A 15,083-nucleotide genomic window follows, 5' to 3' on the forward strand; every position below is an offset into this window, starting at 1 on the left:
CTGGGAGGAAACCGATGAAGACCTTTTTGAAGACAACACTCGCTGCCGGGCTTGCCGCCAGCTTCCTGTTCAGCGCAGCCTTTGCGCAGGAACTTGCGCCGCTGAATTCCGATACGGAAAAGGATCGCATGGACTGGTCCCAGTTGGAAGCCAAGCTCGGGCCTTTCCCGAAACTACCTGAGGGCACCAAGGCAGGTGCGGTGTCCAAGACGCTGACCAATGAATATTGGCGCTCGCTGGGTCTGGGATATGAAGCTTTCGGCAAGAAGGTCGGCGTTCCCGTCGCCTATCAGGCCGCGCAGAGCGAAGGCGACCAACTGGGTCAGCTCACCATTGCCGAAGGCATGATCACGCAAGGCTACAACGTTTTGCTCGTTTCGCCGCAGACGGATGCCAATCTCCAGCCGGTTATCGAGCAGGCCAAGGCCGCCAATATTCCTGTCGTCAACGTCAACGATGCCGTCATTCCGCAGGCTGAACATTATGTTGGCAACGTCCAGCGTGACAACGGTGTGCGCGTGGCCAAATGGTTTATCGAGAACCGTCCGCAGGGCGGCAAGGTTGCCATTGTCGAAGGTCAGGCCGGTGTTTACGCTGCCGTGCAGCGCACGGACGGTTTCAAATCCACAATTGCGAAAAACGACAAGTTCCAGGTCGTTGCCAGCGTTCCCGGCAACTGGGATCGCCAGACATCTTATGATGCTGCCACCAACATCCTCAACCAGCATCCTGATCTGATTGGTTTCTACGCCAACAACGACGGCATGGCGCTTGGCATCGTTGAAGCTGTCAAGGCTGCGGGTCTTGCTGGCAAGGTCGCAGTCTTCGGCACGGATGGCATTTCCGATGCCTATGCCTCCATCAAGGCGGGTGAACTGACGGGTACCGTTGACAGCTTCCCAGTTCTGACCGGCGAAGTTGCGCTTGAGACAGCGCTTCGTCTGGTGGCCGGACAGAAACTGCCCCGCGTTGTTTCCACGCCGCAGGCTCTCATCACCAAAGACAATCTTAGCCGCTATCAGGGCCAGGGCATCGATGTGCGCGCCGTGCTGATGGAAGACGCCAAGACTGCCAAGTGATCAATGCTCAAGGAGATGCCGACCAAACCCGGCATCTCCATCCAGCCTGAGAGGTGGAACATGACGCCACGACTGAGATTCGAGACGATTTCCAAGAGCTTTCCCGGCGTCAACGCGCTGACGGACGTTTCATTTGACGTCGCTCCCGGCGAAATCCATGGACTTCTCGGTGAAAACGGCGCCGGCAAATCCACGCTTTTGCGTATTCTGTCGGGCGTGTTCCGCCCGACATCAGGCACCGTCTTCGTTGATGGGGAGGCTGTCGCCTTCAAGAAGCCGATGGATGCGCGTGCCGCCGGCATCGCTATGATACACCAGGAACTTCAGCAGGTGCCGCACCTGAGTGTTGCCCAGAATATGTTTCTCGGACATTCGCTGACGCATATGGGCGGCATGTTCGTGTCCCGCCGCGAACAGGAAGCCCGCGCAGCCGAAGCTCTTGCGAAGATCGACAAAACAATCGACCCCTCGGCACCAATATCGTCGCTGAAGGTCGCTCAGCGCCAGATCGTTGAAATTGGTCGCGCGCTTCTCGACAAGGCGAAGGTCATCGCCATGGACGAGCCGACATCGAGCCTGACCCCGAGCGAGTTCGATCGTCTGGCCGAGGTCATCGCCAGCCTGTCGCAAAGCGGCGTTTCTATTATTTATGTGTCGCACAAGATGGATGAGGTCTTCCGCATCTGCCAGCGCTCCAGCATTATGCGCGATGGCAAGTTGGTGGACATTGTCGATCTTGCCAAGGTTTCGGAAACCGACGTGATCGCGAAGATGGTCGGTCGCGAATTGATGCAGGAAGAGCATAATTCCTTCGTCAAGGATACCGTCAAGCTAGAGGCTAGAAACCTCTCTTCGGCCACAAGAATTCGCGATGTGTCCTTCACCTTGCGTAAGGGCGAAGTTCTCGGCATTGCCGGGCTAGTCGGCTCTGGCCGCACGGAGCTTTTGCGTCTGCTGGCGGGTGTAGACCGCCTGAGCGCAGGATCGATCAGCATCGACGGCAAGGAGCAGAGCTTCGCCAACCCGCGCGACGCGATCGCTGCCGGTATCGGGCTGGTGCCGGAAGAGCGCAAGCGTGAGGGCATCATTCCCTTGCGTCCCGTATCCAGCAATATGGCGCTGGCCTCCCTCAGTCGTTTTTCGTCCGGCGGTATGATCAACAATGCCAAGCTTCGCACGACCGCGAAGGATTTGCTGAAGCGTGTCAATCTTCGACCCTTCCAGTTGGATCGCCCGATCCGCTTGTTCAGCGGTGGCAATCAGCAAAAGGCGATTATCGCGCGCTGGCTGGCGGCCAAGTCGCAAATCCTGCTGTTTGATGAACCGACCCGCGGGATCGATGTCGGCGCCAAGTCGGAAATCTATCATCTGATCGAAGACCTCGCCCGCGAGGGGCGTTCCATCATCGTCGTCTCTTCCGAACTCCCGGAAGTCATCCGTCTGTCTGATCGTGTACTGGTGATGCGCGAGGGGCGGATCGCCGCGACCATTGAACGTGATCAACTAAGCGAAAGCGCGATTGTCGCGCATGCCATTCCAGGGGCGAATGCCGATGCGGATGAGGCGCGCGTTGCGCGACCCGTGTGAACCTACAGGACAAGTCATGACCAGCACTTCCAATGCTCCCGCAACCTCCGCTCCGGCTTTCCGCCGCTTCTCGTTTTCTCTGCGCGATGCGGGAACGCTGATCGGCCTCATCGTCATCATGGCGGTGTTTGCCGCACTGGTTCCGGGCTTCATTTCCGAGAGAAACCTCGTCAACATTCTCCAGCAGTCCAGCATCAATGCCTGCCTGGCGCTTGGAATGACGCTCGTCATCATCTCCGGTGGCATCGACCTCTCGGTTGGCCCAACGGCTGCGATCTCGGCGGTTATCACCGCCAGCCTGCTCGTCGCGGGCACACCGATACCGTTGGCGATCCTCGCGGGCCTCGGCGTGGGCTTGCTTTGCGGCTTTATCAACGGCGCGCTCGTTGCCTATGTCGGCCTGCAACCCTTTATCGTCACACTCGGCACGCTCAGTACCTACCGCGCCATCGCCCTGATCTACACGGGCGGCAATCCCGTTCTCGGTATTCCCGCAGGGTTCCGCTCCCTGTTTAACGGTACTCTCTTCGGCATTCCAACCCCTATTTTGATCGTCGCTGTCGTGGCTATTGTTGCATGGATTCTGCTCAAGAAGACGCCGATTGGCGAATATCTGATGGCAGTTGGCGGCAATGAAGAGGCGGCTTATGTCGCCGGTGTTCCCATCGCGCGCACCAAAATCACGGCCTATGTGATTTCCGGTGTCTTGGCTTCACTTGCCTCGCTCATCCTCATCGGTCGCCTTGGCGCAGCTGAACCCATTCTTGGCAATCTGTGGGAGCTGGATGCCATCGCGGCAGCGGCTATCGGTGGCGCATCGCTTATGGGCGGCAAGGGCAGCATTCTCGGTACTATTCTGGGGGCGATCATCTTGGGGGCAATGCGCAATGGTTTGACGTTGATGAATGTTCAGGCCTTCTATCAACTGCTCGCCACTGGTCTTATAATCCTCGTTGCCATGATGATTGATCGTGCGACAAGGGGAAGAGAATGAATTCCGAAAGCTTCGACACTAAGGCCGTCGGCCCACGCATCCGCATGATGATGCCATTGCTGACGCCACTCGAAGCGAAGGTTGTCGATACCGTGTTCGCCATGCGTGATTTCAGCGACGATACGTCGCTGAAACAGATTGCAGACGATGCCGGTGTTTCTGAAGCGATGGTGGTCAAGATCACCAAGAAGCTGGGCTTTGCCGGTTATCGTGATTTTCGCACGGCAGTCAGCCAGTATAACCGCCAGCCGACCGCGGAAATGCATCAGGAACTTTCTGTAGATGATACGTCCATGGAGATTGTGCAGAAGGTTTTCCGCACTTCCATCAATGCACTGGAGGAAACACTTTCCATTTTGGATATGGTTGCCTTCGATAAGGCCGCCGACCTTATACACAGTGCAAAGCATAGAGACTTTTACGGTGTGGGCGGTTCGGCGCAGATCGCACGGGACGTCGCGCATAAATTTCTGCGTATTGGCGTGCGTGCCAGCGTGGTTGACGACGTGCACATGATGCTGATGTCGGCAGCCCTGTTGTCTGAGGGCGATATCGCCGTTGGCTTTTCTCATTCTGGCAACACGACGGCGATTATCGAAGGACTTCAAGTCGCCAAGCGAAATGGCGCGAAAACCATCGCAGTCACCAACTACAACTCATCTGCCTTGGCGCAAGCCGCAGATGTCGTCCTCTGTTCTACAGCGCAGGGCTCTCCACTGATGGGCGAAAATGCAGCTGCCCGAATTGCACAGTTGAATATCCTCGATGCCGTGTTCATGGCGGTTGCGCAACGCGACTACCAATCGGCTGAACGAAATCTTGACCGGACCATGTCTGCCGTCAAATCCAAACGGAAAGATAAACCTTCATGACATCCTTGCCTCTCGTCACCGTTTTCGGCAGTCTGCACTACGATATTGCCGTCATGGGGCCATCACGGCCACGGAAAGGCGAGACGGTGACCGGAACGTCATGGCATCCCAAAAGCGGCGGCAAGGGCGGCAATCAGGCAGTTTCGGCAGCCCGCACAGGCGTGGCCACTTCGATGATTGGAGCCGTCGCTGATGATGATTTCGGGCATTTCCTGCTTGTCAATCTGAAACGCAAAGGTGTCGATCATCGCTTCGTTCGGCGCGACGCCTCCCGATCAACGGGAATGAGTGTTGCAATCTTTGACGAGGAGGGCGATTACGGTGCCGTTATTGTCTCGGGTAGCAATCTAACCCTCGGTGAAGCCGATGTAACTGCGGCACATGAACTGCTGTCCAGGACGACGCTGCTCGTCCTTCAGAACGAAATTCCTGATGCGGCCAATGTCGTTGGTGCAAGGGCCGTTAAGCAGGCCGGTGGCCGTGTTCTGATCAATGCTGCCCCCGCCAGAGCTCTCTCCATCGACATTCAGCCGCTCATCGATATACTCGTCGTGAACGCTATCGAGGCAGAAATGCTGGCGGGTGTTCCTGTAGTTGAGACACTCGAAGGCGCTTTGGAGGCTGCACGAAAGCTGGCGAAAATCTACCCAGAAGTAGTCGTCACTGCTGGTGGTTCAGGCGTCGCCTATGTCAGTCAAGATGGGAACGAAATTGCCATCGAAGCTGTGAAGGTGGATGTCGAAAGCACACATGGTGCAGGCGATGAATTCATAGGTGTTCTGGCCGCAAAAATTGCATCAGGTGAAACTATGAACGACGCTCTTCACAGTGCAAATGCCGCCGCGGCAACGCTTGTCGCTACCCCTGAATCCCAAAGAGTTTAGGCGAGTCCATAGCCGGCTTAGACAACGCGTTTCATACCGATGACGACCATGTTGAGATAAGAATAAAGATGAGTGGTTAGCAAGGAAACGCTAGATAATCGAGCAGTCGCGGCTCAAAACTCACCGTTCAAATGCTGGATCGCATATGTTCCGGTTTGTTGTTCTCCTCGTCGTCTTGCGACCGGTTGCGGCCGGCGGCCTTGGCCGCATAAAGCGCGCGGTCTGCCTGAGTGATTAAGTCGTTTTCGGAAAGAGCTTGCGAGGGCAGTGCCGTCGCATGGCCGGAGGAGACGGTCACATGGCCCCAGGGTAAATTTCCAGCATGCTCGATTTTCAGCGCCGCGATCGCCTTGCGAATGTTCTCGGCAATCTTCATTGTTTCTTCCGCATCCGTGTTTGGCAGAAGAACAACCAACTCCTCGCCGCCATAACGGGCCGCGAGGCCACCGGTCCCGATGAGCTGAGGAGGGATGACGGCAGCCACATCGCGTAGTGCACAATCGCCTGCCAGATGTCCATAGGTATCGTTGTAGGCCTTGAAGCGGTCGAGATCGAGCAGGATAAGCGAAACCGACTGCTGATTTGCGCGTGCTGCTGCCAGCGTGCTGCTCAGCTGGGTATTGAAGTAACGCTTGTTGAACAGGCGCGTCAGTTCGTCCGTCGTTGCCAGTGCGTTCAGTTCCTGCTTCATCATCTGCTGACGGGTGACATCGCGGGTAATAACGACAATACCGTCCGGCTCGTTGTTATCATCGCTTCGAAAGCAGGAGATGACGCTCTCCAGCCAGATCATGGTTCCATCCATGCGCTGGTGTCGATAAAGAATACATTCCGTTGATGATCCCGATTGCACCTTGGCCAGAGCGTCTTGCCAGGCGGACTTCGTCTGGTCATCCCTGTCATCCAGTACGCTGGTGCCGATCACGCTTTCTGTATCTCTTTCGAATATTCTCGCTGCAGCGGGCGATACATATTGCCGGACGCCCGCCAAGGAGATCTTTTCAATGACGTCGGGTGAAGCATTGGCAATAAGGCGGAATTCCGCTTCTCGGGCGGCGACTTTCTGATCCCCGATCTCCCTGAGTTCGATCTGCCTGATCCACCTTATGGCCATGGCGGTGCCGATCAAATAGGCGAGAATGATGCTAAGCCAGGGATATTTCGACTGCTTAAGCCAGTCGTCAAAGATCGATGCCTTGGTTTGCGTGGCGATCGCTGTCACGCCCGTGTCCGTGCTACGATAGAACCCGCTGATGCGCTTTGTGCCATCGAAACGCGAGACATATTCGTAATTGCCGCGCAGCTTCTTCATGATCTGATCACGATAAAGCGTGCTGTCAGCAACATTTGCACCCATCGCCTTTAGATCTATCGGCAGGCGAAGCAGAATGGCGCCGTCCTTGCGCAGCAGGGCAAAGGCATTCTCCTCGTTCACCTCGAAGGTTTCAATGAAGCGGGAGAAATGATCCATGTCGATGGTTGCGATCATAATGCCGGCCAAGCTTCCGTCGGGATTGTCAATCCGCTGGCTTATCGGCAGGAACCAGCGGCCATTTGTCTGGCTTTGAGACGGAAGGCCGAAACGCGGTTGCGTCGACGCATTCGATTTGTGGAACAGAAAATATTCGCGGTCGGACAGATCCATGCCTGCGGAATTCGCAGCAAACGTCGACCCGATCAGACGGCCTTGCGCATCGGCATAGGCAAGGCTTCGCAACAATGGGGATGTCTTGACCACGCGCAACATCTCCTCAAGCAGATGTTGCATTTTGGCTTCGTCGCCCAGCGCATCTCTAGCATGAGCGGAAAGGTTGTTCAGAGGCTGCTGAGCGAGCGCCAGTATGTCGTCGGTATGAAGCGCCATGGCGCGCGCCGTTTCCATCTGGCGGGTGTTTGCGCTTTGCAGCAGCCGCTGCCAGTTGGTGTACTCGGCCCAGATGCCAAGACAGGCAAACACGGCCCCGACGGCAAGAACGACGGCGAGACGGAGGCGGGACCTTTTCTTCATACTTTGGGAAGACATGCAATCTAGCTGTTGAGGTTCAGATTCGCTAATCTTCTGCCAAATAAATGAAATAAATTCTAATCTTCATTCGAATGTGCGAAAGACTTAATGCCCGGATTGGTGGAAATATAACGGCGTGAACCAGACCTTAACGACGCGGCAGGGTGCCCGCTTAATTTTTTTGAACTGCACCCATTTCGGCAGGACAGGCTGGCACAACCAAAAGGCTCGAGCACAGACTTGACGTCGATCTCAGCGCAAAATTAGGGTCTTTAGTAAGTGCGCATCTCGTCGGAATTGGGTCTGCGGATTACACCCAGCCTGCTTTCTTGAAACGGTAATAAAGAATGGCGCATAGAACCACAATGACCGCTATCACGACGTAATATCCGTACTCGGTCTTCAGCTCAGGCATGTTTTCGAAGTTCATCCCATATATGCCAGCGATAGCGGTTGGTACCGCCAGGATCGCCGCCCACGCAGCAAGCTGTCGAGTGATCGCGCCTTGTCGTTGTTGCTCGAGAAGATTTGCGGCTTCGAACACGGATGTGACGATGTCGCGCAGGCCGATCACCATGTTTTCCACGCGGCGGACATGATCATGAACATCCCTGAAGAACGGCCGTGCATTATTGTCGACGCAGGGCAGTTCAAGATGGGCGAGTTTGCTGGCGACTTCCGCCATTGGGCCGATCACCCTCTGAAACTTGATGACCTGCCTGCGCATCCGGAAAATCCTGCGAATCTGCTCCGGTTCGAGGAAGGAAATGAGGACGTGCTTTTCGATCTCAAGCACCCGGTCTTCGATCGTTTCGACGAGTGGCAAATAACCATCGACGATGAAATCGAGAATGCCGTGGAGAACATAATCGGGACCGTGGGAGAGAAGCTGCGGTGCCTGCTCGAGTTGCTCACGTAGTTTCTGGTGGGATCGTGCCGATCCGTGCCGGACTGTTATGACGTGCTGTTGGCCGACAAAGATACAGGTCTCACCATAGATGATCTTGTCGTTCTCCAAGTGTGCGGTCTTGGCGACGACGAATAGCTGATCTCCATAAATGTCGACTTTGGGCACCTGCCGTCCATTGAGCGCGTCTTCGACCGCAAGGGAATGAAGCCCGAACATTGCCTTGAGGTGCGCCATTTCTTCGACCGTCGGATCGGTCAGTCCGATCCACACAAAGTCGCCCGCGGTGGTTTCGAAGGGTTGCGAAGTGAGTGCGACCGCGTCGGCGCGCTTACCGTTGCGGTAGAGATAGGATGCGACGACTGTCATCTGAATCCGTTGAAGCTGCTAGATCGAGAGGTGGGATAGATAAAGTGATCGAGGACTTGATAAGTGCAAAGCCGACGGGGAGGTAGGGCTTAACGATCGTCGGACGAGTAAGCAATCGGCACTAGTCGAGTTTGCAAGCGTCGAGATGATCAGCCCCGCATTCGACGTTTTCGCTTCTCGACGGTGTACGGCTGGTTTCTCAAGCGTCTAGATGCATTCTCCTTACGACCTCACATGCATGTGGTGGAACAGTTTTACATACATGGCAAGCGCTGTCATCAAAGGTAATAGCTACGCTCTAAAAACAAGAAGGCCGGGGCGAACCGCACCGGCCTTCCGGCTGTTTCTCAGCAAAGAGGCCCTCTTCGAAGAGCCTCACTGCGTTTAGTTACTTACGATACGCAAGGCCGCCCCACACGCGACCTTCGTCGCGGTGACGTCCGCCGTGCACGCCGCCGATATAAGCAGCAACTGCCGCCACAAGTGACGAAGCTGCCAGGAGGAATGCTGTGAGGATGCCTGTGATTCGAGCCTTTTCTGCCGCGTCTGCCGCTGCTGTCTTAGCGTCCTCGGCCGCCTTCACAGCTTGTGCCTTAAGTTCTTCGAGCTTCTTTTGTGCCGCATCAACCTTTTGCTGTGCTGCCGTACGCACAGCCTGCACACGCTCGACCGTTTGATTCACCCGCGTCTGTGCGTCAGCTTGCGGGATACCGGTGCGAGCAACAATCTGGTTGGCCAACCACGCCTTATCACCATCCGATATTTCGCCCGTGGAAAGCAGATTGCTCAGGATCCCGCCAGCTTGACGCTGAAAGTCAGCAGCGTTCGGATCGGTCCCAGGAGCAGGCGTGTCAGTTCGCAGCATTGTATCGATGAAATAGTCGATTGGGTTCGTCTTAAGTCCCTGTGGCAGAGACTGTTCGATGCTTGGAGCGGCAGCTTGTCCCGCGCCCTGAGCAACACCACCTAGGGCATTACCAGCGCCAGATACGACGCCGCCCGCCAACTGACCTACACCTTGCGCTGCGCCGCCCACGGCAGAGCCGGTTGCCTCAACCGCTGTCTGTGCGACACTGCCGACTGCCTTAGCGCCGCCCGAAATGACGCCGAGCGCCAGAAATGCTGAAACGACGGTGCCAATGCCCCACACAACAAGGCCATTCACACCGTCTCGGGTAGTCCGTTCATCGCGTAATGTGGTATCCGAAACTGGGCGTCGCATGCGCCCCGCAATGTAACCGCCGAGCATGTAAGACGCGACCATCGAGACCACCACGAACAAGCCGGTGATGATGAGCCATGTTGTACTGATGTCTCCGCCGTTGTCGGCCGAGATTGCATTCAATCCCAATCCTCCGGCGAAAGCCGTGAATACCGCCATCGTACCTGACGCGATAGCAGTTCCAGCAAAAATCGCTGGCCAGTCGACGTAGCTGCGATTTGGGTTCTCAACCAATTCAGATCCTACCATCAACGTAACCCCAACAGAGAGAGAACAAACAGGACAACTACGACTAGTCCCACCAAGTAAATGATCGAGTTCATGAGGGTCTCCTCTAAAGAAATCAGTCCCAAGTGTGCAGCTGATCTGAAGCTTATTATCGCCTCCTGCACGCAAAGAGCGGCGCAGCCTGACCGACTGCGTTTTAGCGAAACATAAACACTTCAAACGAGACATCGTTCCGCCTACAAATGACCAGATATTTCATTGCTTCACCGAGCACACAAACAGCGCCAGTTCACGCCCGACCGGTTGATCGCGCAGTTTCAGCGCGGAGCGCTCTCGGTTCCATAATTTGGCCTATCTCGCAAACATCCGGTTTTGGGCACCGTTGGAGCTAATTTGCGCAAGTCTCTGTGCAATCACCCCGCAAGCAAGGACTAGATCCGCTTAAGAAGCCCGTCGCTAACCGCCGCGGAGTCTCTGAGTTTACGGAGGATCAATTGCTTTTGGGGGCGCGCGTCGTCGGGAGGAGACATCATCAGCGGAAAATGCAAATCCACGGGGGATGGCATGATAACGGCGGAGTCTTGTCGTGGCGTCTCAATGACGCTCATTCCTGAACGACGTCATTCACCAAAAATACGATAGCATCTCCGGGCAGCAGTAAGTCGTTGGGGAAATATAAAAATCCAATGTCGCATCGCGGGCTTTACTTCCAACCTCACACCTGATTGCGCACACTCCCGACGACAAACATCAAATTCTCAATCCGCAAAGTCCACAGAACATTAGCCTCGGGACAGCGCTGCCACCTTTTAAAAGCGTGACCTCGGTGTCGTTGAACACACATGGCGTGTCGGAATCCAAAACGTTTAGGTAAGCCTCACGTGGTCTCCTGTCTGCACACTTCCCTCGGAGGTGAGGCTTGACGTCAAACAGGGTTTCAGGAACAAAAGTCTTATAGTAACGAAATCGGAAAGCGTCACTCGGGACACAGCGATATAGATACTTTCCGGAAATTTTCCGAGCGTGGGTGGTGGGCTCGTATGCTGGATTCAACTCGTTCCTTCATCAACGCAAGGACCCGCTTGCGTGCGGTTTTCAGATCGCGTGACAGGATGTTGGAGTATCGGGTATGAAACATCTCCGGAACCGTCAGGACAGCACGCCCAGCAAGCGATTAAAGGTTGGATTTGTTCTTTCGAAGTCCTTTACGCTATCGCCATTCGCGTTGTTCATCGATACGCTTCGGCTTGCAAGTGACGAGACAGACCATTCCGGACGCGTCTTTGCCGACTGGCATGTTCTCGGCAGCACGCGACATTTGATTACGTCAAGCTGCGGTGTTCAGATCGCGCCGACGAGTGACTTCATCGATCCCGTCAATTTCGATTACATCGTTGTCGTGGGTGGGCTCCTGAGCGTGCCGGAACCGGTCGATTACACGACCATGACGTTCCTCAAAAATGCCGCTGCGAAGGGCGTAAGGATGATCGGCGTCTGCACCGGATCATTCATTCTTGCTGAAGCCGGCCTGCTTGATGGTCATGAGGTTTGTGTCAGTTGGCTTCACTACCAGGCGTTTCAGGAGCGTTTTCCGCATCTCGTTGTGCGTCCCGATCGCCTGTTTCATCTCGAAGGGCGAAGGGGGTCTTGTGCGGGCGGCAGCAGTTCGGCGGATTTGGCGAACGTCATCGTGGAGCGCCATATCGGTCGGGACGCGGCCCGCAATGCGCTTGAGGTTCTCCAGATGGAGAGGGTGAGGAGCTCCAGTGCACCGCAATCGCGCCAGCCGCTCAGGATGCAAGTCAAGGAACCACGTGTTCTCGCTGCCCTGATCACGATGGAGCAGCATCTGTCGGGCGACATCACCACAGAACGGCTTGCAAAGTCGGTAGGCCTCTGCCGTAGACAGCTGGAGCGTTTGTTCGAAACGACGATCGGTATGCCGCCTGCGGCAGCTTACAGGCAGCTTCGCCTCGAGCGTGCGTTCGAGTTGTTGACGAAAACAGACCGCGAAGTTACCGAAGTTGCCTTCGACGTGGGTTACGTGAACCCCTCGCACTTCACCAAGTCCTTCAAGCTGGCTTTTGGTGAAACGCCGTCGAGCGCCAGATCCAAGAGGTTGGCTGAAGGCACATCTCAATAGAACATTGATCTTTTTCCGACACGATTGCGGCTCTATCGCATTGCTATCCGGATAGTGCTTCACCCGATCAATCGTACCAGGTAGAAGGAACGAGCGGCGTCACCGCCCGGTCTCGATCCTAGCCATCGAACGGCGAAACGATCTAACGATAGCGCGCAAGGCTAAGGGAGTCGTTCGGCACAAAATGCGCGGAGAAGCCGCTTGACCACTCTGCTTGTCGTGTCTTCGAAATAGGGCCTTAATCGATCACGATAAAGGCCCTATCTCACAGACATCGTGCGAACTCAGCCCAGAACGAAGCGAGAGAATGCAAGCGAGTTTTTCGCATCCTCATCCATCTTCGCAGCATCAGCGCCGCCCGTCAGATCGCGCCAGACCTTGATATCGGAGCCGATCGTGCCGCCGGTTTTGACGAAGGGTTCCATGACGACTGCGCCGGTATAGTTGATTTCCCGTAGCGCTGCGCCAATCTCATGCCATGGCATTCTACCCTTGCCCGGTACACGGCGGTTGCTCTCACCGGTGTGAAAATGACCGAGAAGAGGGCCTGCAGTGCGAATTGCATCGCCAAAGCTGTCTTCCTCGATGTTCATGTGGAACGTGTCGAGCATGACTTTGACGTTGGACTTGCCAACATCCTTCACGAATGCAACGCCTTCGGCAGCCGTGTTGAGAACGTGGTTCTCGAAGCGGTTCAAAACTTCGATACACAGATTGATGCCGAGATCGTTGGCGAAATCCGCAATGCCGTGAATACCTTCCACGCCACGTGCACGGTCGCCTTCTTTGTCCACCGGCTGCGAATAGTCGATCGGCCAATAGGAATGCAGCGCGCCACCGATCGTGTGAATATCGAGCTTGGCGACGTTGCTCAGCGTCTTCTCGAAGAACGCCTTGCCTGCCTCCCGCACAGCCTTATCGGGCGAGGACAGGTTCTTCGACTTGGATGGACCGATACCTGCCGTCAGAATGATGCCGTTGTCGCGGGCGCTTTGCTTGATGGTCGCGAGTTCGGCATCGCTATAGTCATTGATATGATGAGCGGCAACTTCGATCACGTCGAAGCCGAGCTTGGCGACCTTCTCTACATAAGGGCCGAACTTGGCGCTCCACTCATGTTCCCAGTAGGAGTAATAGATTCCGTGTTTCATAGCAGGCTCTCGCTGTTGTCGTTTGATGTCTGTCTTGATTGCAAAAGTGGTGTTAGGGGCCGAGCAGGATGCGGCAGCGTTTCACTCTCTCCCTGGATTCTTCAGCCTGAGATCGGGCTCGGCGGCGGTTTTCATGATGAAAATTCCGTTTGGCAGATCGTTTTCCTCGACCTTGCGATCGATTTCGGCCTCATCGAGACCGAAACCGCGCCAACGCGCCCGTAGCCGCTCACGCAGGTCATCCTCCTCGACATCGACGAAGACCGTGAAATCAAAGATCGGTTTCAGCCTGTCCCACGGAGATTGCTTCGCTAGCAGATAGTTGCCCTCGCAGACGATGATTTCCACCGATTGCGGAATGAGCCGGCCGCCGGCGCGCGCGATCTCGATGGACCGATCAAAGACAGGAACGGCGATAACGTCGTCTTCGTTGGCCTTAAGGCGCTCCAGCATGTGCCGCAGGCCGTGAACGTCGAAGGTATCGATCGCACCCTTGAAGGCGCGTCTACCCATAGCCTCCAGAACTGCGTCGTCGTAGTGATAGCCGTCCATGGGAAATAGCGCTGCAGCGATACCGCTTTCGCTGATAATATGGTCCACGACACGTTCGGCGATGGTGGATTTGCCCGATCCCGGCGCACCGGCAATCGCGATCATGAGCCTTTGCCGCTGATTGTCGGAGAAACGTTTCATGGCTAGGCTGGCGATTTCACGGGCGTTGTCTTCAATGATAGTCAAGGCTTTGGCTCGCATGATGATTTTAAAGAGGGTTTTCTCGGGCCGTTAGCGGCTGGCAAAGAGGCCGTATTGAGCGGCCTTGTCGCGTAGGAACGGAATTCCCTTGTCAAGTACGTCCTCTGCACTGGGGGCGACCGCTCGCCAGGTGGAGGTTGGGCCTGCCATGAAATCAGGCAACCCGCCGAAGCTTTCCAGAACTAGAAGTCCGTCGAAATCAATGGCCGCAAGCGCACCGAAAAGTTCGTCCCAGGCGATGTTGCCAAAACCGGGAGTGCCGCGGTCGCTTTCCGACATGTGCATGTATTTCAGGTGATCCCGCGCAGCGACAATTCCGCTCGCCAGACCCTTTTCCTCTAGGTTCATGTGGAACGTGTCGAGATGGACGAAGACGTTCTCCATGCCGATGCGCTCGACGAGATCAACCACTTGTTGCGCGGTATTGAGGAGATGGTTTTCGTAGCGATTGACCGCTTCGATACCAAACTGCAGGCCGAGCGATTTTGCGTGTTTTGCGACGGCACCCAAGGCACGGGTCAGATTGTCATATTCGCCGGGCGTCGGTGCAAAGCCCGTACGTTCGGTCGTTCCACCGAAGGTGACGCCGGTGAGTGCTTCGGCACCGATCTCTGCAGCCTTGTCGAGAGCAGCCGTCAGGTGATCGATTGCCGCGTCAGGGCGAGCCGAGGCCCAGGCATGTTCCGGCAAAACCAGCGAACATGTTGCCCGCAGCTCATGCTTGTCGAGAAGCGCGCGGCTATGGGCTGCATCGACCGAGGAAATGTCGAAAAACGGTATTTCGATATAGTCCTGCTTGTAGTTCGCGGCTCCCGCAATGGCGCGTTCGGCGCTTGCGTGGTCCCATACGCTCGTCCACATCATTGCGTGAACACCAAATCCTTGCATC

12 protein-coding genes are annotated in these 15,083 nt (G+C 55.8%); 6 read left to right on the forward strand and 6 right to left on the reverse strand.

The annotated features are described in order from the left end of the window. Positions 1–14 precede the first annotated feature (14 nt). The 5 genes from QZ869_RS11785 to QZ869_RS11805 are packed head-to-tail and all read left to right on the forward strand — an operon-like array spanning position 15 to position 5,416. Positions 15–1,079, forward strand: coding sequence for a substrate-binding domain-containing protein (locus QZ869_RS11785; protein ID WP_296104842.1), 1,065 nt, complete (start codon positions 15–17; stop codon positions 1,077–1,079). A gap of 60 nt (positions 1,080–1,139) precedes the next feature. After that, on the forward strand, positions 1,140–2,666 hold the full coding sequence (locus QZ869_RS11790) for a sugar ABC transporter ATP-binding protein (RefSeq protein ID WP_296105063.1): 1,527 nt from the start codon (positions 1,140–1,142) through the stop codon (positions 2,664–2,666). A 16-nt stretch (positions 2,667–2,682) separates the two neighbouring features. Beyond that, entirely contained in the window at positions 2,683–3,660 is a 978-nt protein-coding gene (locus tag QZ869_RS11795; RefSeq protein ID WP_296104845.1) for an ABC transporter permease, read from the forward strand. Then, positions 3,657–4,532 carry a MurR/RpiR family transcriptional regulator gene (locus QZ869_RS11800; RefSeq protein WP_153312678.1) on the forward strand — a complete coding sequence of 292 codons (876 nt, stop codon included), beginning with the start codon at positions 3,657–3,659 and terminating at the stop codon, positions 4,530–4,532. Before QZ869_RS11795 ends, QZ869_RS11800 begins: the two co-directional genes overlap by 4 nt. Next, positions 4,529–5,416 carry a ribokinase gene (locus tag QZ869_RS11805; protein ID WP_296104849.1) on the forward strand — a complete coding sequence of 296 codons (888 nt, stop codon included), beginning with the start codon at positions 4,529–4,531 and terminating at the stop codon, positions 5,414–5,416. The genes QZ869_RS11800 and QZ869_RS11805 overlap by 4 nt, the downstream gene beginning before the upstream one ends. 127 nt (positions 5,417–5,543) lie before the next feature. On the opposite strand, the gene QZ869_RS11810 is transcribed toward QZ869_RS11805, so the two are convergent. The 3 genes from QZ869_RS11810 to QZ869_RS11820 form a co-directional block, all read right to left on the reverse strand. Continuing rightward, a complete protein-coding gene (locus QZ869_RS11810; protein WP_296104851.1) occupies positions 5,544–7,424 on the reverse strand; it encodes a diguanylate cyclase in 1,881 nt (626 codons plus the stop codon). A gap of 307 nt (positions 7,425–7,731) precedes the next feature. Beyond that, a complete protein-coding gene (gene corA / locus QZ869_RS11815; protein ID WP_296038871.1) occupies positions 7,732–8,697 on the reverse strand; it encodes a magnesium/cobalt transporter CorA in 966 nt (321 codons plus the stop codon). 388 nt (positions 8,698–9,085) lie between these two features. Beyond that, positions 9,086–10,168, reverse strand: a complete 1,083-nt coding sequence (locus tag QZ869_RS11820; protein ID WP_296105065.1) for a hypothetical protein — start codon at positions 10,166–10,168, stop codon at positions 9,086–9,088. A 1,108-nt stretch (positions 10,169–11,276) separates the two neighbouring features. Here QZ869_RS11820 and QZ869_RS11825 point away from each other — a divergent pair. Beyond that, the gene (locus tag QZ869_RS11825; RefSeq protein WP_296104854.1) at positions 11,277–12,290 is read left to right on the forward strand and encodes a GlxA family transcriptional regulator; all 1,014 of its coding nucleotides are present in this window, start codon (positions 11,277–11,279) and stop codon (positions 12,288–12,290) included. A 284-nt stretch (positions 12,291–12,574) separates the two neighbouring features. Here the strand turns inward: QZ869_RS11825 and QZ869_RS11830 are convergent, their stop codons facing one another. The 3 genes from QZ869_RS11830 to QZ869_RS11840 all read right to left on the reverse strand — a co-directional run bounded on the left by QZ869_RS11830 (position 12,575) and on the right by QZ869_RS11840 (position 15,082). After that, positions 12,575–13,441 (reverse strand): sugar phosphate isomerase/epimerase family protein, encoded by an 867-nt coding sequence (locus tag QZ869_RS11830; protein ID WP_296019066.1) that lies wholly within the window; start codon positions 13,439–13,441, stop codon positions 12,575–12,577. An 81-nt stretch (positions 13,442–13,522) separates the two neighbouring features. Then, positions 13,523–14,179 carry a nucleoside triphosphate hydrolase gene (locus QZ869_RS11835; RefSeq protein ID WP_296104858.1) on the reverse strand — a complete coding sequence of 219 codons (657 nt, stop codon included), beginning with the start codon at positions 14,177–14,179 and terminating at the stop codon, positions 13,523–13,525. A 45-nt stretch (positions 14,180–14,224) separates the two neighbouring features. Beyond that, the gene (locus QZ869_RS11840) at positions 14,225–15,082 is read right to left on the reverse strand and encodes a sugar phosphate isomerase/epimerase (RefSeq protein WP_296104861.1); all 858 of its coding nucleotides are present in this window, start codon (positions 15,080–15,082) and stop codon (positions 14,225–14,227) included. Between the last annotated feature and the right edge of the window lies 1 nt (position 15,083).

The organism is uncultured Agrobacterium sp. (assembly GCF_913777885.1).
Classification (GTDB): domain Bacteria; phylum Pseudomonadota; class Alphaproteobacteria; order Rhizobiales; family Rhizobiaceae; genus Agrobacterium.